This window comes from Sphingomonas sp. 2R-10, assembly GCF_030062225.1.
In the GTDB taxonomy this organism is placed as follows: Bacteria; Pseudomonadota; Alphaproteobacteria; order Sphingomonadales; family Sphingomonadaceae; genus Sphingomonas.
In genome coordinates this window covers 26,451-48,879 of the sequence record NZ_JASCXF010000018.1, presented here as the reverse complement: position 1 = coordinate 48,879, position 22,429 = coordinate 26,451, and the positions used below count along the sequence as shown (strand labels likewise).

Below are 22,429 nucleotides of genomic sequence, written 5' to 3'. Positions count from 1 at the left end.
ATCCGTAGCCGCGCGCTTCCCCTTCCATCCCCCTTTTGTCAAGGCGCGGAACCTTGCTATGCGGGCGTAATGCACATCCATCCGTTGATCGAGGACAGCGCGACGCTCGCCGCCCTCTGTACCCGCCTCGCCAAGTCCGACTTCGTCGTCGTCGACACCGAGTTCATGCGCGAGAACAGCTATTGGCCCGAGCTGTGCCTGATCCAGATCGCCAACGCCGAGGAAGCGGCGGCGATCGATCCGATGGCGCCGGGGATCGACCTGACCCCGCTGCTCGAGCTGATGACCGACAACGAGGACGTGCTGAAGGTCTTCCATGCCGGCGGGCAGGATATCGAGATCGTCTACAACCTGACTGGCAAGACCCCCTTTCCCCTGTTCGATACGCAGGTCGCGGCGATGGCGCTGGGCCAGGGCGAGCAGGTCGGCTATTCGAACCTCGTCGACGCCTATCTGGGGATCACGGTCGACAAGGGCGCGCGGTTCACCGACTGGTCGCGACGGCCGCTGGACGACCGGCAGATCGACTATGCGATCGCCGACGTCACCCATTTGTCGGTGATCTTCCCCAAGATGCTGGGCAAGCTGCGCAAGACCGGGCGCGGGCTGTGGCTGGACGAGGAGATGGAGCGGATCGCCGATCCGGCCAACTACTTCAACGATCCCGAGACGGTGTGGCAGCGCGTCCGCGTCAACAGCCGCAAGCCCGAGGTGCTGGGGCGGCTGAAGGCGCTGGGCAAGTGGCGCGAGATCGAGGCGCAGGGCAAGAACCTGCCGCGCGGGCGGATCGTCAAGGACGAGACGATCGCCGACCTGGCGGGCAACCCGCCGCGCAGGCAGGGCGATCTGGCGAAGGTGCGCGGGCTGTCGGCGGCTTGGGCGCACAACGATATCGGCGGCCGGATGATGGAGGCGCTGGCGGGCGCCACGCCGCTGACCGGCGACGACCTGCCCGGGCGCGACGATCGCAAGCCGTCGCTGGGCAAGGAGGGCGCGCTGGTCGCCGACCTGCTCAAGCTGCTGCTCAAGATCCGGGCGAACGAGATCAAGGTCGCCTCACGGCTGCTGGCGCGATCGGACGATCTGGAGGCGCTGGCGGCCGGGCAGCGCGACGGGCTGGCGATCCTGTCGGGATGGCGGTTCGAACAGTTCGGGCGCGACGCGCTGGCGCTGGTCGAGGGTCAGCTGGGGTTTACCGTGCTGGGTGGAAAGCTGAAGATGACCCGAGCGGAGGTAATCGAATGAAGTTCCTGTCGATCATCGTGACGACGCTGGCGCTGGGCGCCTGCACCACGCCGCAGCAGGCGCAGTCGGAGGCGGGCGCTCCGCCCGAGCTTCCGGGCGATTGCGGTGCGGGCGCGGTGGCGGGGCTGGTCGGCAAGCCGTTCAGTGCGGCGCTGGAGGCCGAGGCGAAGCGCCGGACGAGCGCGCGGACGATCCGGGCGATCCGGCCGGGCACGGCGGTGACGATGGATTTCCAGCCCAACCGGCTGAACATCGACATCGACGAGAAGAACGTCGTGACCGGATTCCGCTGCGGCTGAGGCGCGGAAGTTGGCGAAGTTTGCGGGGCGTTATCGTTCCGCGGCGGACAATGTTCCGGCATTGCAGTAGCTTGATCGGTCCTTGCGCTTCGGAAGTTGGCGCGGGGCTGGCGTTTCGTTTCGTAACGGCGAGATACCGGGCTTCGCCGGGATGACGTCCGGCGGTGTTCGGCGGGTCGGCGAAATCAAAGAACGCCGCGAGCTTCGCAGATCGTCGCCCAGCAGGAAAGCAATCGGTCAGCGGCTGACGAGCGACGCTTCCATGCCCAGTGCCGTCGCCAGCGCGCGGTGGCGTTTCTGGACCGCCTCGCCATAGAGCGCGGCGTCAGCCGGCGGGACGACCAGTTCGACCTGCGCACGCTTGCGGCGCAGGTCGGTACGTTGCAGCGGGGTAGCGACGCCGCCGCTCAGCCGCTGCCCCAGACGCATGGCGAGCCCCCAGCGATGCGCGGCGTGGAGCGCGGCGGCGGGCGCGAGCTTCGCCAGCGGATCGGGACTGTCGCCATTGCCGCCGCACAGGCAACTGTGCAGCGCCTGCGCCACGATCGCGCGGCCGGTCGCGTCGATCGCCACCCAGTTGCCGTGCAGCGCGATCTCGACGCCGCGTTCGGCGCGGAATTCGGGATTGGCGTGCCATCCGACATCGGCGAGCAGGCACGCGGCATGGCGCAGCCGGACGGCGGCGGGAGCCTCGTCGGGAAAGAGCGGCGCGATCCATTTGTGGAGCAGGTCGCCATGTTCGACGAAGCGGCCCTGCCGGACGCCCTCGTCATGCGCCGCGACCAGCAACGGGTCCTGGCTGCGTACCGCGGGGGGAAGTGCGGCGTAGAGCAGCCCTTCGCGCAGGCCATAGGCGGAGATCATCGTCGTAGCGCTGTCCAGCTGCCGCGCCATGGCGGCGAGCAGCGCGGTGGCGTTGTCGAGCGTCGGCACGCGCCCGCCCGACAGGTTCGGCACCGCCTTCAGATCGGCGCGCGGGGTTTCGGCGATGATCCGCCGCAACTGCGCGATCCGGTCGAGCGACATGGTGTAGCCGTGCGCGATCGGCAGCGGATAGCCGGTCAGGTGCATGTCGAGCCGGGCCAGCGTCCGCCACGATCCGCCGACGAGGTAGAAGGGCAGCCCCCTTCCCCGCCCGGTCCAGCCGGCATCGGCGACCAGCCGCTGCACGACGCGGTCGAGTTCGCCCGGACGGCGGTCGCGGATCGCACCGATGCGCAGCACGCCCAGCGGGAACGAGACGCGATCGCCGATCTTGCCGTTCCGGACGCGCACCAGTTCGAGGCTGCCCCCGCCCAGATCGCCGACGATGCCGTCGGCGTCGGGAATGGCGGACAGGACGCCATAGCCGGCGGCCTGCGCCTCTTCCTCGCCGGTCAGCGTCTCGACCGTCAGGCCGAGCGATTCGGCCAGCGCGACCAGTTCGTGGCCGTTGGCGGCGTCGCGGACGGCGGCGGTGGCGACGGTGCGGATCACATCGGCCTGCATCTCGCGCGCCAGCCATGCGAAGCGGCGCAGCGCGGTGCCGGCGACCGCCATCGCCTCCGCATCGATCGTGCCCGTATCGGCCAGCGAGCGGCCGAGCCCTGCCAGCACCTTCTCATTGAACAGCGTCGCCGGCATCCGGTCCGGACCGCCATAGACGACCAGCCGGATCGAGTTCGATCCGATGTCGATGATCGCACTATGCGCGGCGGTGACCGGCCGGCTGCCCCATGGCAGGCGGATCAAGCCGCGCCGTCCCGGGCCGCGCGCCATGCGCGCAGCGACAGTTTCTGCGGCACGGTGGCCGATCCGCCCTCCATCGCCGCACCGCGCCCGGACAGCGACGGATTGGTCATGAAATAGCGGTGGAGGTTGAACGGCTTGTCGCCCTTCGCCATGCGGCGATAGCTGCCGTCGGGACCGAGGTCCCAGCTTTGTTCGGTATCGAGGAGATTTGCGACCATCACCTGGTCCAACACCTGATCGTGGACGGTCGGGTTCGTGATGGGCAAAAGATATTCAACGCGGCGGTCGAAATTGCGCGGCATCCAGTCGGCGGACGACACGTAGACCAGCGCATCGTCGTTGGGCAGCGCCTGTCCGTTGCCGAAGCAATAGATACGGCTGTGTTCAAGGAAGCGGCCGACGACCGACTTCACGCGGATGTTGTCCGACATGCCGGGAACGCCGGGACGCAGGCAGCAGATGCCGCGGACGATCAGGTCGATCTGCACGCCAGCCGCCGACGCTTCGTAGAGCTTGTCGATCAGCGCCGGGTCGACCAGCGAGTTCATCTTTAGCCAGATCGAGCCTTCGCCGCCCGACCGCGCGCTCTGGATTTCGCCCTCGATCAGCGCCTCCAGCCGGTCGCGCAGGTCGCGGGGCGAAATGGCGAGCTGTTGCAGCGACTGCGGTTCGACATAGCCGGTGATGTAGTTGAACACCTGCGCCGCGTCGCGCCCGATCACCGGATCGGCGGTGAAGAAGCTGAGGTCGGTATAGATGCGCGCGGTGATCGGATGATAGTTGCCGGTGCCGAAGTGGCAATAGGTGCGATAGCCCTGTTCCTCGCGCCGGACGACCATCGAAATCTTCGCGTGCGTCTTCCATTCGATGAAGCCGTAGACGACCTGCACGCCGGCACGTTCGAGGACCGAGGCGAGGTTGAGATTCTGTTCCTCGTCGAAACGGGCCTTCAATTCGACGACGGCGGTGACCGACTTGCCCGCCTCGGCCGCGGCGACCAGCGCGGCGACGACCGCCGACTGTTTCCCGGCGCGGTACAGCGTCTGCTTGATCGCGACCACGTCGGGGTCGGCGGCGGCCTGTTTGAGGAAGGCGAGCACCACGTCGAAGGTTTCGTAGGGGTGGTGGACGACGATGTCCTTGGCCCGGATCGCCGCGAAACAGTCCCCGCCATATTCGCGGATGCGTTCGGGAAAGCGCGGGCTGAACGGCGGGAATTTCAGGTCGGGGCGATCCTCCGCCACCAGCATCGACAGGTCGCCGATGCCGAGGAACCCGCCGGTTTCGGTGATGAGCGCGTCGCTGCCGCCCATTTCGTCGCGCAGCAGCTGGACCAGTTCGTCCGAAATGCCCGATTCGATCTCCAGCCGGATGATCCGGCCGCGGCGGCGGCGCTTGATGGCGGTGCGGAAATAGAGGACGAGATCCTCGGCCTCTTCCTCCAGTTCGATGTCGCTGTCGCGGATCACGCGGAACGCGGCCGAGGCGCGCACGGTGTAGCCGGGAAAGAACAGGTCGGAGAAATGGCGCAGGATCGTCTCGATCGCGACGTAGCGCGCGGCCTTGCCCGGCAGGCGGACGAAGCGCGGCATCGCCGGCGGAAGCAGCACGACCTCGCGCACCTCGACCTCGTCCGAACGGCGGATCAGGTCGAACAGCATCGCCGAGCCGAGGTTGGGGATGAAGGGGAACGGGTGTGCCGGGTCGAGCGCCTGCGGCGTCAGGACCGGAAAGACCTGTTCGCGGAAATGGCGGGCAAGCCATGTCTCGGTCTCGCCATGGATTTCGTCCGCGCCCAGCACGAAGACGTCGGCGGTGGCAAGGTCGGCGGCGATGTCGCGCCAGATGCGCTGCTGGCTGTCGACCAGCCCGGCGGCATCGACGGTGATCGCGGCAAGCTGTTGTGAGGGCGTCAGGCCGTCGACCGATTCATGGCCGACGCCCTGGTTCTGCTGCCCCTTCAGCCCCGCCACGCGGACCATGAAGAATTCGTCGATGTTGGTCGCCGAGATCGACAGGAAGCGCAGCCGTTCGAGCAGCGGATGATCGGGATTGCAGGCTTCGTCCAGCACGCGGCGGTTGAACGCCAGCCACGACAGTTCGCGGTTGAAATAGCGGGCCTCCGGCGCGGCGGCGACGGTGGTGCGGGCGGAAGGGACGGGATCGTTCACAGCAGGCGGTCCAGCAACAACGGGCTGTCGGAAAGCGCGGCGCGCGCGGTCGGGATCGTCAAACGGCGCGTCGAGCGCAACATCGCATCTTCCTCCAGAGCTTCGACGATGCGAAGCACCGCAAGGTGGCTCCGTTCGACGCGGCGGGCAAGCCAGCGCACCAGATCGGGCGCGGCGACAAGCTCCTTCCTGTCGAACAGATATTGCAGCAGCGTGTCGATGAGCAGGTCGTCGGGCGCCTCCAGCCGCAAAACCGGCGTCGCGCCGATGCGCGAGCGCAGGTCGGGCAGCCCGATCCGCCACAGCGGCGGCGGCGCGTCGGCGACGATCAGCAGCGGGCGTTCCTCCGCTTGCGCACGGTTCCATGCGTGGAACAGGTCGGTCTCGCCCCAGCGTTCGGCGTCGTCGGCGATCATCCCCCCGCTGCGCGCGGCGAACGACCGGGCGAGCAGCGTGCGGCCCGACTTGCGTGGGCCGACCAGCAACGCCGCCCGGACCGGCCATGTCGGCCAGTGATCGAGATGGTGGACGGCGGCTTCGTTCGACGGCCCGACGAGGAACAGGTCCTGCCGGGCACCGGCGGGAAGTTCGAGGGGAAGGGCAAGCTGAACCGAACCGCGGGATGGCAAGGTCATTCGCCGGGCGCACTCGCAGGCGGCGGCGTGGCAGGCGCGCGGCGGCGGATGCGCAGCACGCCGTCGGCCTGCTGCACCTGCCACCCGCGCGCCTCCAGCGCGGCGGCGAGGATCGCGGCGTCGCCGTCGAAGGTCACGCGCAGCACCGATACGCCGCCCAGCGCCAGGCTGGACGTCGCGGCCGAGCGGACGCCGGGGACGCCGCGCAGCGCCGCTTCGGTGGATTCGACGGCGGCGGCGGTCGGCGTATCGGCCTGCACCGACACGGTGACGCTTTCGGCCACCGCGCCGGGCGGCGGCGTGGCGGCGGGGTCGAGCGTGGCGGGATCGAGCACCAGTTCCTCGACCGGCGCGACCGGCGTGCCGGGCGGCGGCGCGGCGAGGACGGTGTCGGGACGGAGCTGTCCGGTGCGCAGCGCCTGCTGGTACAGGGCGTCGATCCGGCGGACGCCTTCGTCGAGGAGCGCGGGCACGGCATCACCCTGTTCGACGCGGAGCGAGAAACTACCGAGCAGGCGGTTGTCGGGGCCATAGCCGGCGGTGAAGGTGCCGATCACCGGTCCGCCGGGCCATTGGCGGTACAGTCGGACCTGCGGGATCAGCACGTCGGACGCGCCATACTGGTTCAGGACGGTGCGCCACCAGCCGCGCCCGCGCCGCGTCACCTGTCCGGCGTTGAGCAGCAGCCCGTCGGCGCCGGTCCCGCTGGGGCGGACATAGTCCATCACGCTGCCGCCGGTGCGGAAGCGGGCCCATGCCGCCTGCCACGGCGTCGCGCGTTCGAACACGGTGCCGGTGCCGCCGTCCCAGATCAGCGGCACGACCAGCATCGCGGGCGAGCGTTCGGACACCCCGGCGATGCCGAGGATCGACGCCGCACGTCCGCGATTGAACAGGACGCCCAGCCGGGCGATGTAGCGTTTTGGCCCGATCTGTTCGCTTTCAACGACGATGCCGGTCACCAGCGAATCGAGCGTGCCGTCGGGCAGCGAGCGGGCCTGCCCCGTCAGTCGCTGCGACAGCATCTGCCAGCCCCTGCGCTGGGCGATGCGCCAGCCGGCGGTGCGCGCGGCGTCGGCCGAGGGGCCGGCGACGTCGACCCGGACGCCGTTCACCTCGAAACTGCCCGATCCGTCGACCGCGGCGACACCGCCCTGTTGCGCCACGACCGCACCGGCGGCGACCGCGCCGAGAGCGACGGCGGCAAGGATGCGGCGGGGGCGGGAAAAGGTCATGCGCGCCTTTTGACGAAGCAGGCGTGGAAATCCAAGCGCGATGTGGCTAACCGGGCATCCATGAGCAACGAAGCGGACCGCGGCGGCGGCTATACCTACGCACAGGCAGGCGTATCGATCGCGGCGGGCAACGCCCTGGTCCGCGCCATCGGGCCGCTGGCGAAGTCGACGCGGCGGCCGGGGGCGGATGCCGAACTGGGCGGGTTCGGCGGGGTGTTCGACCCCAAGGCCGCCGGGTTCAGGGATCCGTTGCTGGTCGCCGCCAATGACGGCGTCGGCACCAAGCTGAAGCTGGCGATCGAGCATGACGCGCATGACGGGGTCGGCATCGACCTGGTCGCGATGTGCGCCAACGACCTGATCGTGCAGGGTGCCGAGCCGCTGTTCTTCCTCGATTATTACGCTTCGGGCAAGCTGGTCGCCGACACCGCCGAGCGGGTCGTCGCGTCGATCGCCGAGGGGTGCCGGCAGGCGGGCTGCGCGCTGATCGGCGGCGAGACGGCGGAAATGCCGGGCATGTATGCCGATGGCGATTACGACCTCGCCGGCTTCTGCGTGGGCGCGGTCGAGCGCGAACAGTTGCTGACCGGCGACAAGGTGGCGGTGGGCGACGTCATCCTCGGCCTGGCGTCGTCGGGGGTGCATTCAAACGGTTTCTCGCTCGTACGGCGGCTGGCGGCGGACAAGGGGTGGAAGATGGCGCGCCCCGCCCTGTTCGATCAGGACGTGCTGCTGATCGATGCGCTGATGGCGCCGACGAGAATCTATGTGAAATCGCTGCTGCCGCTGTTGCGCGAGGGGCGAATCCATGGGCTGGCGCATATCACCGGCGGCGGATTGCTGGAGAATATCCCGCGCGTGCTGCCCGAGGGTGCCCATGCGCAGGTCGATGCCGATGCGTGGGAGCAGTCGCGGTTGATGGCGTTCCTGCAGGCGCAGGGCAATATCGAGCCGGGCGAGATGGCACGGACGTTCAATTGCGGGATCGGCATGGCGGTGCTGGTCGCCGCCAATGAAGCCGATGCCGTCGCCGCCGCACTGATGGAGGCGGGCGAGACGGTGGTGCGGATCGGCACGGTCGAGACGGGCGAGAAGGGCTGCACCGTCCGGGGCAGCGCGGAGACGTGGAGCGCGCGGGCCGAGTGGAGCGCGACGCATCTTGGCTAGGCACCGCGTCGGCGTCCTGATTTCGGGGCGGGGTTCGAACATGGCGGCGCTGGTCGCGGCGGCGCGGGCGGCCGATTGTCCGTACGAGGTCGCGCTGGTCGCGTCGGACAAGCCCGATGCCGCCGGGCTGGTCCATGCGGCCGGACAGGGCATCGCGACCTTCGCCCATTCGCCGAGGGGAATCCCCAAGGCGGAATATGAGGCGGCGATCGACGGCGCGCTGCGCGAAGCCGGGGTCGAGACGATCGCGCTGGCCGGCTATATGCGGTTGCTGTCGGGGGACTTCGTCGCGCGGTGGCGCGACCGGATCGTCAACATCCATCCCTCGCTGCTGCCGGCGTACAAGGGGCTCGATACCCATGCGCGGGCGATCGCGGCGGGGGACCGGGAGGCCGGCTGTTCGGTGCATGTCGTCACCGAGGAACTTGACGCCGGGAGCGTATTGGCGCAGGCGCGCGTTCCGATCCTGCCCGACGATACCGCCGACAGCCTGGCGGCGCGGGTGCTGGTGGAGGAACATCGCCTCTACCCGCAAACGCTGGCGGAGTATGTGACGCGAAGACCGAGATGCTCGACCTGATCCGTGAAGCCGTGAAGGTGTTGCCGGCAACCGAGGAGCGCGACGCGGGCGAGGCGACGGTCTTCGCGGTCGAGGGCAATGATTTCGTGCGGATCGTCGGCGACGGCGCGACCGTGCGCAGTGACGATGGCTGGCAGGAGATCGACGCCGATGGCGATCCCGTCGGAATCGAGGACGCGGTCGCCCACGCATGGGAACTGGCGGCGCCGCGCGCGCTGCTGGAGGCCGGCGGGCGGTGAGCGAGGCGGAGGAAGCGCGGGCCGAGCGGCGGCGCTGGATCACGCTGGCCGAAGGCGTGGCGGTGGCCGGGGTCGTGATCGGCGGACTGACGCTTTGGAACAACGTGTCCGAACGGCGCAGCGCCGAGGCGGAACGGATCGCCGAGCGCGCATCGTCGGCGCAGGCGAAGACGGCGCTGGCGATCGTCGCGACGCCGGAGGGCGGTGGCGAACGGCTGGTGCTGAGCGCGCCCGACCGGCGGATCGAGCGGATCGAGGTGACGTTCCCGCCGGTGCTGAAGGTCGCGCCGAAATCGGCGGTCGGCGACGTGGCGATCGCGGCGGACTGGGTTCGTGCGCCGGTGCTGGCGATTACCGACGGCGGGGCGGACGCGCTGGAAGGACGGCTGCCGGTCGCGATCACCGCGACGTGGTGGGACGGCGACCGGCAGCTTCGGTCGAGCGCGATCTACGACCTGGTGTTCGCGACGCACGGGCGGCTGGTCGGCGGGCGGGCGCTGGAACTCAAGGCGCTGGCGCGACGGGAAGCGGCGACCGGCGGCGTCGCGCGGCGGCTGGATACGCTGTGGGGGCAGGAACTGGGGCGGCTGGCGGGGTAGGGTCTGCTACCCTCCCCCTCCGTTTGCTTCGAGCGCAGGTTCGAGCCTGTCGAGAACCGTAGTCGAGAAGGGGTTGCCCCGGACGACCCGTTCTCGACGGACGCTTCTCGACAAGCTCGAAGCTGCTCGAACCGAACGGGTAGACGGATAGGAAAAAGGCCCGCCTCCTTGTCGGAAACGGGCCTCTTCACATCGGGCTATTCGATCAGCCGACGATCTCTTCCGGCTTGAAGAAGAAGTCGATCTCGATCTTCGCATTCTCTTCCGAATCCGAACCGTGGACCGAGTTCGCCTCGATCGATTCGGCCAGTTCCTTGCGGATCGTGCCGGCATCGGCGTTCGCCGGGTTGGTAGCGCCCATGATGTCGCGGTTGGCCTGGACGGCGTTCTCGCCTTCCAGCACCTGCACGACCACGGGGCCCGAGATCATGAACGACACCAGGTCGTTGAAGAACGGACGCTCGCGGTGGACGCCGTAGAAGCCTTCGGCCTGTTCGCGGGTCATCTGGATGCGCTTCGAGGCGACGACGCGCAGGCCGGCTTCCTCCAGCATCTTCGTGACGGCGCCGGTCAGGTTGCGACGGGTCGCGTCGGGCTTGATGATCGAAAAGGTACGGGTAGCGGCCATGGCGGTCGCGGCTCCTGCGTTTCAAGGTTGTTGGAAGGATTGTCGCCGGTCCCCCTAGTCGGGCGCCGCGCGACAGGCAAGCGCTACGCCGCCTGCTCCCAGCCGCCATCCCCCTGCCGCCAGTAGCGCCGCTCGACGTCGTCGCGCTCGGCCAGCCCTTTCCACGCGGCGCGGGCGGCGGCGATGTGGTCCTCGCCGAAGAAATGGAACGCGCGGTCGAAGGCCAGCGCCGCGTCGCGCCAGCGGCCGTCGACGATCGCGACGTTGCGCGCGGCGTTCGCGTCGGTCGGTTCGGGGGCGATCAGCACCGATTGCAGCGCATCGTCGCCCGCCCCCGCCTCTGCATGGGGCAGGAAGCTGTCGGGCGCATAGGTCCATAGCAGCATGTCGAGTTGTCGACGCTGTTCGGCATCGTCGGACAACAGCAACAGCCGCTCGCCATCGTCGTGAAGCCGCTGCGCGATGCGCGGCAGGACGCGGTCGAGCGGGCTGCGGGTCAGGTGATAGAAGTCGACTTTCATGCGCATTCGCCTTCGTCATCCCGGCGCAGGCCGGGATGACGGGTGAGGGACGTCTCCGTCAGCCTTCGAAATTATCCGCGACGAACCGGTCGAGCAGGCGCACGCCGAAGCCGGTTGCGCCCTTGTCGTGATGGATGCCGGGCTTGTCGGCCCAGACCATGCCGGCGATGTCGAGATGCGCCCAGCGGACGCCGTCCTCGATATAGCGCTTGAGGAACTGCGCCGCGGTGATCGATCCGGCGCCGCGCGGGCCGATGTTCTTCATGTCGGCGATCGGGCTGTCGAGCAGCTTGTCGTACGCGGGCGACAGCGGGAAGCGCCACAGCAGGTCGCCCGATTCGCGCGACGCGGCGAGCAGCTGGTCGGCCAGCGAATCGTCGTTGGCGAACAGGCCGCCATGTTCGCTGCCAAGCGAGATTATCATCGCGCCGGTCAGCGTCGCCAGATCGACGATCGTCTTCGGGCCATGCGTCTTCTGCACCCAGGTCAGCACGTCGCACAGGACGAGACGTCCTTCGGCATCGGTGTTGAGCACCTCGATCGTCTGGCCCGACATGCTGGTGACGACGTCACCGGGGCGCATCGCCTTGCCATCGGGCATGTTCTCGACCAGCCCGACCACGCCGACCACGTTCGCCTTCGCCTTGCGCGTGGCGAGCGCCTTCATCGCGCCGGCGACCGCGCCGGCACCGCCCATGTCCCACTTCATGTCCTCCATGCCGGGTCCGGGCTTGAGCGAGATGCCGCCGGTGTCGAAGGTCACGCCCTTGCCGACCAGCGCGAGGTCGACATCGCCCTCCCCCTTGCCGTTCCAGCGCATGGCGAGCAGCCGCGCTTCCTTTTCGGAGCCGAGGCTGACGCCCAGCAGCGCGCCCATGCCGAGTTCGGCCATCTGGCGATCGTCGAGCACCGTCAGCTCGACGCCGAGCGATTCCAGTTCGCGGCACTTCTCGACGAAGCTGACCGGATAGAGGATGTTCGGCGGATCGGTGACGAGCGTGCGGGTCAGGTCGAGCCCCCGGGTCAGCGCATCGGCCGCGACGAAGGCGTCGTCGATCCCGTCGGGCGCGCCGACGATGGTCAGGCCGGTCAGCGTCGGCTTCGACTTTTCGGGCAGTTTCGTGCGATAGCCGTCCTGCCGCCATGCCCGCTGCGCGGCGGTCGCGGCGAAGCGGGCGACCGATGCCGCCGACACCGCCGTGCCGGTGAAGTCGACGGTCAGTTCGGTCAGGCCCGAGAGCAGGAAGCGGCCGGTCAGCGCGCCGCCAGCCTTCTCCAGCGCCGGCCCCGCGCCGTCGCCGATGCCGAGCAGGATCACGCGATCGGCGCTGTCGCCTTCGCCCGCGACGAAGATTTCCGCCATCGACCCGGCCTCGCCATCGAAGCGGCCGGCCCTTGCCGCGCCCGCGACCAGCGTGGCGACCGCCCCGTCGAGGCCCGCACCGCCGATCCGGTCGAGCCCGCCGGTGGCGATGGGCAGCACGAGGGCGTTGGCGGTTCCCCGGTCGGGGGCGAAACGGATCGAGATCGACATGAGCATCCTTTGGTGTTGCCGCGCGCGGCGCGGACGTCTTCTAGGCCCGGCGTGACGGGCAGGTAAAGCGGCCCGAGGGCGATTGCGGTTCCCGCCGCGCGGTGCAATAGCGCGAAGCGAACGTCCGGCAGCGGGCGGCAACGGTTTGGGGAAGCGAAACTAGTGAAGCGTTCGTTCGGGTCGCTTGCCCTTGGCCTGACGCTGGCGGTCGCGGGCCCTGCCCTGGCGCAGGACCTGCAGGATCGTGTCGCCCCGCCCCCGCCGCCGGAAAGCGCGCTGCCGACGCCCGCGACCGGGGACCAGATCGATTTCTCGTCCGACCTGCTGGAATATGACAGCCGGGGCGAGGTCGTGACCGCGTCGGGCGAGGTGCGGCTGCTGCGCGACGGCAACCGCCTGCGCGCCGACCGGGTGACATGGAACCGCAAGACCGGACAGGTCGTCGCCGACGGCAATATCGCGGTCACCAACCCGCAGGGCGACATCGCCTATGGCGACCGCATCGAGCTGACCGACAGCCTGAAGGACGGCGTGGTCGACAACATGCTGGTCGTGCTGGACGAGGGCGGGCGGATCGCGGCGAAGCGCGGCACGCGATCGGACAATGGCGTCGTCACGGTCGAGAGCGCGGCCTACACGCCGTGTTCGGTCACCAATTCGGCCGGGTGCCCCAAGGAACCGTCGTGGAAGATCACCGCGCTGCGCGTCCGCTACGACCCGACGCGCAAGCGCATCCGCTATACCGGTGCGGGCCTGACCATCTTCGGCCTGCCGACGATCCCGCTGCCGTCCTTTTCGCATTCGATCGGCGACGGCAGCGATTCGGGGTTGCTGGCGCCGTCGATCCGGCTCGACCGGGTCAACGGGCTGGAAGTCGCCGTCCCCTATTACGTCAGCCTCGCGCCCAATCGCGACCTGACGATCACGCCGCACGTCTTCACCGCAGTACTGCCGATGTTGCAGGCGGATTACCGGTCGCTGTCGAGCAAGGGCGCGTACCGGGTACAGGGCTATGCCACGGTCAGCCGGCGCAGCGACGACCTGGTGCTCGGCGCGTCGCCGACCGGCACCGAACAGTCGTTTCGCGGCTATATCGACACGGTCGGCCGGTTCCAGCTGAACCCCAACTGGGCCGTGTCGGGATCGCTGCGCTACGCCACCGACCAGACGTTCCTGCGCCGCTACGACATTTCGCGCGACGACCGGTTGCGCAACAATGTGACGGTCGAGCGGATCGACCGGGATTCGATGCTGACGATCAGCGGCTGGGCGGTGCAGACGCTGCGGGTCGGCGACGATCAGGGGATGCAGCCGATCGCGCTGCCCGAGATCGACTATCGCCGTCGCTTCAACGGGTTGCTGGGCGGCGTGGCGCAGGTGCAGCTCAACACGCTGGCGATCAGCCGGAGCGAGGGGCAGGATACGCAGCGCGCCTTTGCCGCCGCGCGATGGGACCTGACACGCTACACGCCGCTGGGGCAGGAAGTGACGTTCACCGGCTATGCCCGCGCCGACGCCTATAACGCGCGCGATACGATCGATACGGCGGTGCTGAGCTATCGCGGCGACGAAGGCTTCACCCCACGCGGGATCGCGGCGGTGGCGGTCGATGTGCGCTGGCCCTTCGTCGGTGCGATCGGGCGCGGCACGCAACGGATCAGCCCGCGGGTGCAGCTCGTCGCGTCACCGAAGATCGCCAATCTGGCTGTCCCGAACGAGGATGCGCGCGCGGTCGACCTGGAGGATTCGAACCTGTTCGCGCTCAACCGCTTCGCCGGATACGACCGGTTCGAGGATTCGTCGCGCGTCACCTATGGCCTCGACTATGCGCTCGACCTGCCGGGCGTGGCGGTGCTGGCGACGGTCGGGCAGAGCTACCGCGCGAGCCAGCGCGCCAGCATCCTGCCGAGCGGCACCGGGCTGGACGACCGGTTTTCCGACATCGTCGGGCGCACCGACATCCGGTTCCGCGAATTCGTGACCTTCACCCACCGCTACCGGCTGGACAAGGACGGGGCGAAGCTGCGCCTCAACGAGCTGGACGCGACGGTCGGCAGCCGGCGGACCTATGTCCAGGTCGGCTATCTGCGTCTCAACCGCGATATCGCCGAGCTGGAGGATTTGCAGGACCGCGAGGAAGTGCGCGTCGCCGGTCGGGCGGCGTTCGGGCCGTTCTGGTCCGCCTTCGCCTCCGCCACGGTCGACCTGACCGACAAGTCGGAGGATTCGCTGTCGATTTCGGACGGGTTCGATCCGATACGCCACCGGGTGGGTTTCCAGTATGAGGACGACTGCCTGCGGCTGGGCCTGACGTGGAAGCGCGATTACCAGCGCATCGGCGACGCGCGCAACGGCAGCAGTTATCTGGTAACGCTGGCATTGAAGAACCTGGGGCGATAAGGCTCTGTTCAGGCGCGGCGGGCCATGAATTTGCCCGAATGATGCGGCACCGCCCCGATCACGCGCGCATGGGATATGACGACCAAGTGACCAAGAACATCGTGACTATCGGCCGCATCGGCCGTTCGATCGCCGGTTTCGCCGCCGTTGCCGCCGCCGCCACGCTGGCGGCCCAGACGGTCGGCGATGCGCAGGAGGTGCCGGGCGCCAACCTGAACCTGCCGGGCAACCCGACGATCTTCGGCAAGCTGGACCCCAATATCCGCAAGCCGACGGCGATCGTGAACGACACGGTGCTGACTGGCACCGACGTCGACCAGCGCATGGCGCTGATCGTCGCGCTGAACGATTTCAAGCTGAGCGACGCCGATCGCGAAGTGCTGCGCGCGCAGGTCGTGCGGCAGCTGATCGACGAGACGCTGCAGATCCAGCAGGCCAAGGCCAAGGACATCACCGTGACCACCGCCGAGTTGGGGCAGAGCTTCAACCGCCTGGCCAAGCAGCGCTTCAACCAGACGCCGGAGCAGCTGCGCGCCTATCTGCGCACGGTCGGGTCGTCGGACCGTTCGCTGCGCCGCCAGATCGAGGGCGAACTGGCGTGGAGCCGATTGCTGCGCAAGCAGGTCGAGCCGTTCGTCAACGTCGGCGAGGAGGAAGTCGCCGCGGTGATCGCGCGCATGGAAGCGTCGAAGGGCACCGAGGAATACAGCCTTCGCGAAATCTACATGGCGGCAACGCCCGATCGCGCGCCCGAGGTGCAGGCGGGCATGCAGAAGATGATCGAACAGATCCGCCAGGGTGCGCCGTTCGAATATTTCGCACGCAATTTCTCCGAAGCGTCGACCCGCGCGGTCGGTGGCGACCTGGGCTTCGTGCGGCTGAACATGCTGCCCGACCAGTTGCAGCGTGCCGCGACGCAGATGCAGGTCGGCCAGATCGCCGGACCGATCGAGGTGCCGGGCGGCTATTCGATCCTGTACCTCGCCGACAAGCGGCAGGTGCTGATGGCCGATCCGCGCGACGCCAAGCTGGCGTTGCGCCAGCTGTTCCTGCCCTTCCCCGCCGGCACGACCGAGGCGCAGGCGAGCGCCAAGGTCGCCGCCTTCACCGAAGCGACGCAGGGGATTCGCGGCTGCGGCGACGCGACCAAGATCGCGCAGGCGCAGAAGGCGGAGATCGTCGACAATGACGCGGTAGTGCTGCGCAGCCTGCCGCCGGCATTGCAGGATATCGTCCTGAAGCTGAACGTCGGACAGGCGACCCCGCCCTTCGGATCGCCCAAGGACGGCGTGCGCGTGCTGGTGCTGTGCGGTCGCGAGGACCCGCGCACCGCGGGCATCCCGTCGGCGCAGCAGATCCAGCAGGGGCTGGAGCAGGAGCGCGTCAACCTGCGGGCGCAGCGGATGATGCGCGATCTGCGGCGTGATGCGGTGATCGAGTATCGTTGAGGCAGCGGGCGCGGTGCGGCCGATCGCTCCCCTCGCCCTGTCGATGGGCGATCCCGCCGGGATCGGGCCCGAGATCATCGCCAAGGCATGGGCGCGGCGCGACAGCGACTCGCTGCCCTGTTTCTTCGCGGTCGGCGACGTGCGCGCGGTCTCGGCAGTGTGGAACGGCCCGGTCGAGCGGATCGACGACCCGCGCGACGCGATGCGCGTGTTCGGGCGGGCGCTGCCGGTGGTGGCGGTGGTCGACGGCGACCCGATCGTGCCGGGGCGGCCCGATATCGGCGGGGCGCGCTGTGCGTTGCAGTCGCTCGAACTCGCCGCCGGGCTGGCGCGGTCGGATGCCGCATCGGGGCTGGTGACGGCGCCCGTGTCCAAGGCGGAACTGTACCGCATCGGCTTCGACTATCCCGGGCAGACCGAGTTCGTGGCCGAACGCTGCGGCGTGGCACGCGAGAATGCGGTGATGATGCTGGCCGGGCCGACGCTGCGCGTGGTGCCGATCACGATCCACGAACCGCTGGCGCGGGTGCCGATGGCGCTGACCACCGACCTGATCGTGTCGCGCGGCCGGGCGACGGCGCGCGGGCTGACGCGCGACTTCGGGATCGACGCCCCGCGCCTCGCGCTGGCGGGGATCAACCCCCATGCTGGCGAAGGCGGCGCGATCGGGCGCGAGGAGATCGAGGTGATGCTGCCCGCGGTCGAACTGTTGCGGGCCGAGGGGATCGATATCGTCGGGCCGCTGGCGGCCGACACGATGTTCCACCCGCGCGCGCGGGCGCGCTATGACGCCGCGCTGTGCGCCTATCACGACCAGGCGCTGATCCCGATCAAGACGCTGCATTTCGACGACGGGGTCAACATCACGCTGGGGCTGCCGATCGTGCGGACCTCGCCCGATCATGGCACCGCGTTCGATATCGCCGGGCAGGACAGCGCCGAACCGGGCGCGATGATCGCCGCGATCCGCATGGCCGGGGCCGCCGCCGCGCGTCGCGCCGCGGCATGAGCGTCGCGCCCGTCACCGACCTGCCGCCACTGCGCGAGGTCATCAAGCGCCACGACCTGTCGGCGAACAAGGCGCTGGGACAGAATTTCCTGTTCGACCAGCAACTGCTCGACCGGATCGCGCGGGTGCCGGGCGACCTGCACGACCAGGACGTGCTTGAGGTCGGGCCGGGTCCGGGCGGGCTGACGCGTGCGCTGTTGCTGGCGGGGGCGAAGGTCACCGCGATCGAGCGCGACCGGCGGTGCATCCCGGCGCTGGAGGAACTGGGCGCGGCGTTTCCGGGCCGGCTGCGCGTGATCGAGGGCGATGCGCTGGAGATCGATGCGCCGTCGCTGTTCGACGGGCGGCCGCATATCGCGTCGAACCTGCCGTACAATGTCGGCACCGCGCTGTTCGTCGGGTGGCTGTCCGCCGACTGGCGGCCATGGTGGCAGAGCCTGACGCTGATGTTCCAGCGCGAGGTCGCCGACCGGATCGTGGCGCAGGCGAACGACGACGCCTATGGCCGGCTGGCGGTGCTGGCCCAGTGGCGCAGCAGCGCGCGGATCGCGATGCCGGTACATCGCAGCGCGTTCACCCCACCGCCCAAGGTCATGTCGGCGGTGGTCCATGTCGTGCCGACCGGCGCGCCGGAGGGCGCTCCGCTCAAGGTGCTGGAGCGGCTGACCGCGGCGGCATTCGGGCAGCGGCGCAAGATGCTGCGGCAGAGCCTGAAGGCGGTGCCCGGCGCAATCGAGGCGGCCGGAACGATCGGGATCGACGTGACGCGGCGGGCGGAAACGGTGTCCGTCGCCGAGTTCGTGGCGCTGGCGCGGATGCTGGGGTAGGCGCGCCGATCAGCGCGCGATGGCGAAGCGGGCGTTGACGCGGGCCTGGGTCTGGATCGGGCGCGGCGTCACGGCGATCGGAACAGCCGTCGCCAGCATCGCGGGCGGCGCCGCGAGGTCGTTCATGATGCGGCGTCGCACGCCCGCGTCGTTGACTTCGTCATTCGAGGCGTTCGGATCGTTCAGGGCGATCAGTTCGCCGAGCCGGACGCCCGCGCCGGTCGCAAGCGCTTCGGCCCGGGCACGCGCATCGGCCACGGCCGCCGCCGTTGCGCGACGCAACGCCGCGCTGCGGTCGCCCAGTTCATATGCCTGTATCCGCGCGTCACGCGCGCCCAGCCGGGCGACGAGGCCGACGGCCGTGGCGGCCTTGTCGACGACGGCGGTCCTTATGTGGCCCTGCAAGGTTGCAACATGGCCGATGACCGCACACGGCCCCTCGCTCAGTCGGGGCGTATAGCCGCCCTGCCGGTCGCAGTCGGGACCACGAACCTGGGTCACGCTGACTTCGCTCGCGGTAACCTCGGCACCGCGCCCCAGCAAGGTGCGGACACCATCGACGACGGCCGTGTTCCGGGCAGCGAGGGCGGCGCTGGCCGCGTCGGCGGTCTTGCCCTCGCCATTCACCCAATAGCTGATGCGGGCGCGATCGGGTGGCGTCTCGACGGTGGCGGTACCAAGCACCTGGATCGTCGGCGCACGTTCGGCAGCGTCCTGCGCCGGGGCGGATATGGCGAACAACGTGGCGATCGGCAGCATCGACATCGACATTCGTGGCGCTCCCTGATGAAATTATTGCGGCGTGGCAGGTTTCGGGGCGCCAGGGACGACGGCCGGGGTCTGTTGCGCGGTCGCGGTGACCGGCGGCCCCCTGGCGATGACGGCCGCGAGTTCGTTCGCCGCCGGACAGGTCGCGCCGCAGACGGTCTTCAGCTTGGCCAGCGTGTCGCGGGCGCGGGTCACGGCGCCTTTCTGCACCAGTGCCTCGCCCTCGCCCTTCAGCGCGACGACGTCGTTCGGCTCGAGGCTCAGCGCCTCGCGGTACAGGCGGATCGACTTGCCGGGCAGGCCCTGCGTGCGGGCGATGTCGGCCAGCGTGATATAGGCGGCGCGGTTGCGCGGATCGACGACCAGCGCGCTTTCGATGAAGCCGGTCGCGGCCGTGGTGTCGCCAGCGGCCTGTGCGGCGCGACCCTGTTGCAGCAGCGCCATCGAGCGCGGATCGACCTGGTTATCGGGACGCTGGCCGCTGAGCGAGGTCGACGCGCATACCAGCGCGAGCGCGCCCGCGACCGAAACCGAGGTGAACCGCATCAACTTCTCCGACCAGGCGACAGGCGTGCTCATCCCCGGCCGAGGCGTGCGACGAAGAAACCGTCGGTGGAATCGGATGCCGGGGTCAGGCGCATGCCCGGACCGTGGACGCGCCCGCGCGGCAATGCAAGCGGCAGCGCATGCCAGCCCGCGTTGCGCGCCAGAAACGCATCGACCTGTTCCCGGCCCTCGGCATCGAGTAGCGAACACACGACATAGGTGATCGTGCCTGTCGCCGACGTCAGGCCGGCGGCGATGTCGAGCAGCCGCGCCTGCGTCGCCACCACCCGGTCGAGCCGGTCGGGGGTCAGCCGCCAGCGCGCCTCCGGATTGCGGCGCCACGTGCCGGTGCCCGAACAGGGGGCATCGACCATCACCCAGTCGGCCTGTCCCGCGACATCCGCCAGCATCGCCGATTCCTTGCCGGGATCGAGCAGACGCGGTTCGGCGATGGTCACGCCGGCGCGCGCGGCGCGCGGCGCGAGGCGCGACAGGCGCGGGCGGTCGGTATCGGTGGCGAGGATGCGCCCCTCCCCCGCCATCTGCGCCGCGATCGCCAGCGTCTTGCCACCGCCGCCCGCGCACAGGTCGACCGCGAAACCGCCGGGTTCGGCGCAGGTGGCGAGCGACACGATCTGGCTGCCGAAATCCTGCACCTCAGCCCGGCCGTCGCGCAGCACCTCGCTGTCGGGCAGTGTATCGGCGGGCAGGCGGATCGCGTCGGGCAAGTCGGGCGCGGGATCGCCGCCCAGTTCGGCCAGCACCGCCGCCCGGTCGGCGCGCAGCGGGTTGACCCGCAGGTCGAGCGGCGCGCGGTCGAGCAGCGCGGCCAGTTCGCCGTCGTCGAGGCCCGAGGCGTGGAACGCCTCCACCAGCCATGCCGGGGCCAGCCCCGGTTCGGCGCGCGGTTCGTCGGCAAGGATCGGTGCCGGACCATAGGACGATCCGTCGAAGGTCGCGGCAAGATCGGCATCGGCGTCCGCCAGCGCGACGATCGCCGAGCGCGCCGTCGCGGGCACCGGACCGAAGCGACGGACCGCTTCATAGGCCAGCGTGCGGATCGCGCGGCGGTCCTTCGACCCGGCATAGCGGCGCGCCGCGAAAAACCGCTTCGCGATCTGGTCCGCCGCCGCCCCGCCGGTACGGGCGCCATCGAGGATCGCATCGACCAGATCGATCGCTGCCTGGGTACGCGCAGCCGGATTCATGCACACATCTTCCGAAAAACCATGCGCGACGCTAGCAACATAACGTAGATCAATCCAGCGGTGCAGAAATACCCGTCCGCCATGGTCCAGCACCGCATCCGGCAAGGATGACGGCGCGGACACGTCGGCGCGCCGGCCGGATGCCGGGCCGCGCCAGCGCCTTGCCCGGTCAACGGGTCGGGTAGTTCGGCGCCTCGCGCGTGATCGTCACGTCGTGGACGTGGCTTTCGCGCAGGCCCGCATTGGTGATGCGGACGAAGCGCGCGCGGTCCTGCAGTTCGGCGATGGTGTGCGATCCGGTATAGCCCATCGCCGCCTTCACGCCGCCGACGAGCTGGTGGATAACGTCCTTGGCCGGACCCTTGAACGCGACCTGCCCCTCGATCCCCTCGGGAACGAGCTTGAGCTGGTCCTTGATATCCTGCTGGAAATAGCGGTCGGCCGACCCCTTCGCCATGGCGCCCACCGACCCCATGCCGCGATAGCTCTTGTACGCCCGGCCCTGATACAGGAAGGTTTCGCCCGGCGCTTCCTCGGTGCCGGCCAGCAGCGATCCGATCATCACCGCCGACGCACCGGCGGCCAGCGCCTTGGCGACGTCGCCCGAGGTGCGGATGCCACCGTCGGCGATCACCGGCACGCCGGTTCCCGCCGCCGCCTTCGCCGCGTCCATGACGGCGGTCAGCTGCGGCACGCCGACGCCGGCGACGACGCGGGTGGTGCAGATCGATCCCGGACCGATGCCGACCTTGATGCCGTCGGCCCCGGCATCGATCAGCGCGCGGGTGGCGTCGCCGGTCGCGACGTTGCCGGCGATGACCTGTACGTGCGGGGCGATCGCCTTCACCCGCCTGACCGCTTCGGCGACCTGCCGGTTATGGCCGTGCGCGGTGTCAATGACGATCAGGTCGCACTCCGCCTCGATCAGCGCCTCGGTGCGTTCATATCCCTTGTCACCGACGGTGGTGGCGGCGGCGACGCGAAGGCGGCCGGTGCCGTCCTTGGTCGCGTTGGGATAGGTCACCGCCTTTTCAATGTCCTTGACGGTAATCAGGCCGACGCAGTGATACGCGTCGTCGACGACCAGCAGCTTTTCGATCCGGCGCTGATGGAGCTGGCGGCGGGCTTCCTCCTGCGACACGCCGATGCGGACGGTCGCGAGATTTTCGTGCGTCATCAGTTCGGCGACGGGCTGGTTCGGGTTCTCGGCGAAGCGGACGTCGCGGTTGGTCAGGATGCCGACCAGCTTCCCCGACCCCTCGACCACCGGGATGCCGCTGATGCGATGCCGTTCCATCAGCGCGCGCGCCGCGGACAGCGGGGCGTCGGCAGCGATGGTGATCGGGTTGACGACCATGCCGCTTTCGAAGCGCTTGACCGCACGCACCGCCGCGACCTGTTCCTCGATCGTCAGGTTGCGGTGGAGCACGCCGATCCCGCCCAGCTGCGCCATGACGATCGCCATGTCGGCTTCGGTCACGGTGTCCATCGCCGACGACAGGAACGGGATGTTGAGGGCGAGGTCGCGGGCGACGCGGGTGCGCGGGTCGGCCTGGCTGGGCAGCACGTCCGATTCCTGCGGAACGAGCAGTACGTCGTCGAAGGTCAGGCCGAGGGTGATATCCATGGGAAGCGTCGT

The 22,429-nt window shown here is 69.3% G+C and carries 21 protein-coding genes; 10 read left to right on the top strand and 11 right to left on the bottom strand.

Annotated elements, in window-relative coordinates:
- Positions 1 to 69 precede the first annotated feature (69 nt).
- Positions 70 to 1,245, top strand: coding sequence for a ribonuclease D (rnd, locus tag QLH51_RS10090; RefSeq protein ID WP_125657200.1), 1,176 nt, complete (start codon positions 70 to 72; stop codon positions 1,243 to 1,245).
- Positions 1,242 to 1,544, top strand: coding sequence for an I78 family peptidase inhibitor (locus tag QLH51_RS10085; RefSeq protein WP_164516134.1), 303 nt, complete (start codon positions 1,242 to 1,244; stop codon positions 1,542 to 1,544). The genes rnd and QLH51_RS10085 overlap by 4 nt, the downstream gene beginning before the upstream one ends.
- Before the next feature lie 237 nt (positions 1,545 to 1,781).
- Here QLH51_RS10085 and QLH51_RS10080 read toward each other — a convergent pair whose 3' ends face one another.
- From QLH51_RS10080 to QLH51_RS10065, 4 genes are read right to left on the bottom strand one after another with little or no spacing between them, the layout of a single operon-like run.
- The gene (locus QLH51_RS10080) at positions 1,782 to 3,302 is read right to left on the bottom strand and encodes a Ppx/GppA family phosphatase (RefSeq protein ID WP_125657194.1); all 1,521 of its coding nucleotides are present in this window, start codon (positions 3,300 to 3,302) and stop codon (positions 1,782 to 1,784) included.
- Entirely contained in the window at positions 3,272 to 5,446 is a 2,175-nt protein-coding gene (locus QLH51_RS10075) for an RNA degradosome polyphosphate kinase (protein ID WP_125657191.1), read from the bottom strand. The genes QLH51_RS10080 and QLH51_RS10075 overlap by 31 nt, the downstream gene beginning before the upstream one ends.
- Positions 5,443 to 6,081: a chromosomal replication initiator DnaA gene (locus tag QLH51_RS10070; protein WP_125657188.1), complete on the bottom strand. Its 639-nt coding sequence runs from the start codon at positions 6,079 to 6,081 to the stop codon at positions 5,443 to 5,445. The genes QLH51_RS10075 and QLH51_RS10070 overlap by 4 nt, the downstream gene beginning before the upstream one ends.
- Positions 6,078 to 7,316: a heavy-metal-associated domain-containing protein gene (locus tag QLH51_RS10065; RefSeq protein WP_125657185.1), complete on the bottom strand. Its 1,239-nt coding sequence runs from the start codon at positions 7,314 to 7,316 to the stop codon at positions 6,078 to 6,080. Before QLH51_RS10065 ends, QLH51_RS10070 begins: the two co-directional genes overlap by 4 nt.
- A gap of 60 nt (positions 7,317 to 7,376) precedes the next feature.
- Here QLH51_RS10065 and purM point away from each other — a divergent pair, with 60 nt between their 5' ends.
- Genes purM through QLH51_RS10045 form a run of 4 tightly spaced genes read left to right on the top strand, consistent with a single transcriptional unit; the run spans position 7,377 to position 9,901 of the window.
- Entirely contained in the window at positions 7,377 to 8,483 is a 1,107-nt protein-coding gene (gene purM, locus QLH51_RS10060; protein ID WP_125657182.1) for a phosphoribosylformylglycinamidine cyclo-ligase, read from the top strand.
- A gap of 40 nt (positions 8,484 to 8,523) precedes the next feature.
- A complete protein-coding gene (gene purN, locus QLH51_RS10055; protein ID WP_283514543.1) occupies positions 8,524 to 9,063 on the top strand; it encodes a phosphoribosylglycinamide formyltransferase in 540 nt (179 codons plus the stop codon).
- Positions 9,051 to 9,302, top strand: coding sequence for a hypothetical protein (locus QLH51_RS10050; protein WP_125657176.1), 252 nt, complete (start codon positions 9,051 to 9,053; stop codon positions 9,300 to 9,302). The genes purN and QLH51_RS10050 overlap by 13 nt, the downstream gene beginning before the upstream one ends.
- Positions 9,299 to 9,901 carry a hypothetical protein gene (locus tag QLH51_RS10045; protein ID WP_125657174.1) on the top strand — a complete coding sequence of 201 codons (603 nt, stop codon included), beginning with the start codon at positions 9,299 to 9,301 and terminating at the stop codon, positions 9,899 to 9,901. Before QLH51_RS10050 ends, QLH51_RS10045 begins: the two co-directional genes overlap by 4 nt.
- A 205-nt stretch (positions 9,902 to 10,106) precedes the next feature.
- Here the strand turns inward: QLH51_RS10045 and ndk are convergent, their stop codons facing one another.
- The 3 genes from ndk to QLH51_RS10030 all read right to left on the bottom strand — a co-directional run bounded on the left by ndk (position 10,107) and on the right by QLH51_RS10030 (position 12,578).
- Positions 10,107 to 10,529 (bottom strand): nucleoside-diphosphate kinase, encoded by a 423-nt coding sequence (gene ndk, locus QLH51_RS10040; RefSeq protein ID WP_055756278.1) that lies wholly within the window; start codon positions 10,527 to 10,529, stop codon positions 10,107 to 10,109.
- Positions 10,530 to 10,612: 83 nt separating this feature from the next.
- Positions 10,613 to 11,050, bottom strand: a complete 438-nt coding sequence (locus tag QLH51_RS10035; RefSeq protein WP_125657171.1) for a DNA polymerase III subunit chi — start codon at positions 11,048 to 11,050, stop codon at positions 10,613 to 10,615.
- A 58-nt stretch (positions 11,051 to 11,108) separates the two neighbouring features.
- The gene (locus QLH51_RS10030; protein ID WP_443018826.1) at positions 11,109 to 12,578 is read right to left on the bottom strand and encodes a leucyl aminopeptidase; all 1,470 of its coding nucleotides are present in this window, start codon (positions 12,576 to 12,578) and stop codon (positions 11,109 to 11,111) included.
- Positions 12,579 to 12,746: 168 nt separating this feature from the next.
- Here QLH51_RS10030 and QLH51_RS10025 point away from each other — a divergent pair, with 168 nt between their 5' ends.
- From QLH51_RS10025 to rsmA, 4 genes are all read left to right on the top strand, one after another.
- Positions 12,747 to 14,984 carry an LPS-assembly protein LptD gene (locus QLH51_RS10025; protein ID WP_125657165.1) on the top strand — a complete coding sequence of 746 codons (2,238 nt, stop codon included), beginning with the start codon at positions 12,747 to 12,749 and terminating at the stop codon, positions 14,982 to 14,984.
- Positions 14,985 to 15,052: 68 nt separating this feature from the next.
- A complete protein-coding gene (locus QLH51_RS10020) occupies positions 15,053 to 16,432 on the top strand; it encodes a peptidylprolyl isomerase (protein WP_125657331.1) in 1,380 nt (459 codons plus the stop codon).
- Positions 16,433 to 16,445: 13 nt separating this feature from the next.
- Positions 16,446 to 17,441 carry a 4-hydroxythreonine-4-phosphate dehydrogenase PdxA gene (pdxA, locus tag QLH51_RS10015; RefSeq protein WP_206428983.1) on the top strand — a complete coding sequence of 332 codons (996 nt, stop codon included), beginning with the start codon at positions 16,446 to 16,448 and terminating at the stop codon, positions 17,439 to 17,441.
- Positions 17,438 to 18,268 (top strand): 16S rRNA (adenine(1518)-N(6)/adenine(1519)-N(6))-dimethyltransferase RsmA, encoded by an 831-nt coding sequence (gene rsmA, locus QLH51_RS10010; RefSeq protein ID WP_125657162.1) that lies wholly within the window; start codon positions 17,438 to 17,440, stop codon positions 18,266 to 18,268. The genes pdxA and rsmA overlap by 4 nt, the downstream gene beginning before the upstream one ends.
- A gap of 9 nt (positions 18,269 to 18,277) precedes the next feature.
- On the opposite strand, the gene QLH51_RS10005 is transcribed toward rsmA, so the two are convergent.
- The 4 genes from QLH51_RS10005 to guaB form a co-directional block, all read right to left on the bottom strand.
- Positions 18,278 to 19,039: an SIMPL domain-containing protein gene (locus QLH51_RS10005; protein WP_125657159.1), complete on the bottom strand. Its 762-nt coding sequence runs from the start codon at positions 19,037 to 19,039 to the stop codon at positions 18,278 to 18,280.
- Positions 19,040 to 19,060: 21 nt separating this feature from the next.
- Positions 19,061 to 19,582 (bottom strand): tetratricopeptide repeat protein, encoded by a 522-nt coding sequence (locus QLH51_RS10000; protein WP_125657156.1) that lies wholly within the window; start codon positions 19,580 to 19,582, stop codon positions 19,061 to 19,063.
- 29 nt (positions 19,583 to 19,611) lie between these two features.
- Positions 19,612 to 20,790 (bottom strand): RsmB/NOP family class I SAM-dependent RNA methyltransferase, encoded by a 1,179-nt coding sequence (locus tag QLH51_RS09995; protein ID WP_125657153.1) that lies wholly within the window; start codon positions 20,788 to 20,790, stop codon positions 19,612 to 19,614.
- Positions 20,791 to 20,959: 169 nt separating this feature from the next.
- Complete coding sequence (gene guaB / locus QLH51_RS09990) at positions 20,960 to 22,417, bottom strand: IMP dehydrogenase (RefSeq protein WP_125657150.1); 1,458 nt, start codon at positions 22,415 to 22,417, stop codon at positions 20,960 to 20,962.
- Between the last annotated feature and the right edge of the window lie 12 nt (positions 22,418 to 22,429).

Excerpts from the sequence above, each read along its gene's own strand:
- rnd (WP_125657200.1), top strand. The coding sequence starts at position 70 with ATGCACATCCATCCGTTGATCGAGGACAGCGCGACGCTCGCCGCCCTC.
- QLH51_RS10085 (WP_164516134.1), top strand. The coding sequence starts at position 1,242 with ATGAAGTTCCTGTCGATCATCGTGACGACGCTGGCGCTGGGCGCCTGC.
- QLH51_RS10080 (WP_125657194.1), bottom strand. The coding sequence starts at position 3,302 with ATGGCGCGCGGCCCGGGACGGCGCGGCTTGATCCGCCTGCCATGGGGC.
- QLH51_RS10070 (WP_125657188.1), bottom strand. The coding sequence starts at position 6,081 with ATGACCTTGCCATCCCGCGGTTCGGTTCAGCTTGCCCTTCCCCTCGAA.
- QLH51_RS10065 (WP_125657185.1), bottom strand. The coding sequence starts at position 7,316 with ATGACCTTTTCCCGCCCCCGCCGCATCCTTGCCGCCGTCGCTCTCGGC.
- purM (WP_125657182.1), top strand. The coding sequence starts at position 7,377 with ATGAGCAACGAAGCGGACCGCGGCGGCGGCTATACCTACGCACAGGCA.
- purN (WP_283514543.1), top strand. The coding sequence starts at position 8,524 with ATGGCGGCGCTGGTCGCGGCGGCGCGGGCGGCCGATTGTCCGTACGAG.
- QLH51_RS10050 (WP_125657176.1), top strand. The coding sequence starts at position 9,051 with ATGCTCGACCTGATCCGTGAAGCCGTGAAGGTGTTGCCGGCAACCGAG.
- ndk (WP_055756278.1), bottom strand. The coding sequence starts at position 10,529 with ATGGCCGCTACCCGTACCTTTTCGATCATCAAGCCCGACGCGACCCGT.
- QLH51_RS10035 (WP_125657171.1), bottom strand. The coding sequence starts at position 11,050 with ATGAAAGTCGACTTCTATCACCTGACCCGCAGCCCGCTCGACCGCGTC.
- QLH51_RS10020 (WP_125657331.1), top strand. The coding sequence starts at position 15,053 with ATGGGATATGACGACCAAGTGACCAAGAACATCGTGACTATCGGCCGC.
- rsmA (WP_125657162.1), top strand. The coding sequence starts at position 17,438 with ATGAGCGTCGCGCCCGTCACCGACCTGCCGCCACTGCGCGAGGTCATC.
- QLH51_RS10005 (WP_125657159.1), bottom strand. The coding sequence starts at position 19,039 with ATGTCGATGTCGATGCTGCCGATCGCCACGTTGTTCGCCATATCCGCC.
- QLH51_RS10000 (WP_125657156.1), bottom strand. The coding sequence starts at position 19,582 with ATGCGGTTCACCTCGGTTTCGGTCGCGGGCGCGCTCGCGCTGGTATGC.
- QLH51_RS09995 (WP_125657153.1), bottom strand. The coding sequence starts at position 20,790 with ATGAATCCGGCTGCGCGTACCCAGGCAGCGATCGATCTGGTCGATGCG.
- guaB (WP_125657150.1), bottom strand. The coding sequence starts at position 22,417 with ATGGATATCACCCTCGGCCTGACCTTCGACGACGTACTGCTCGTTCCG.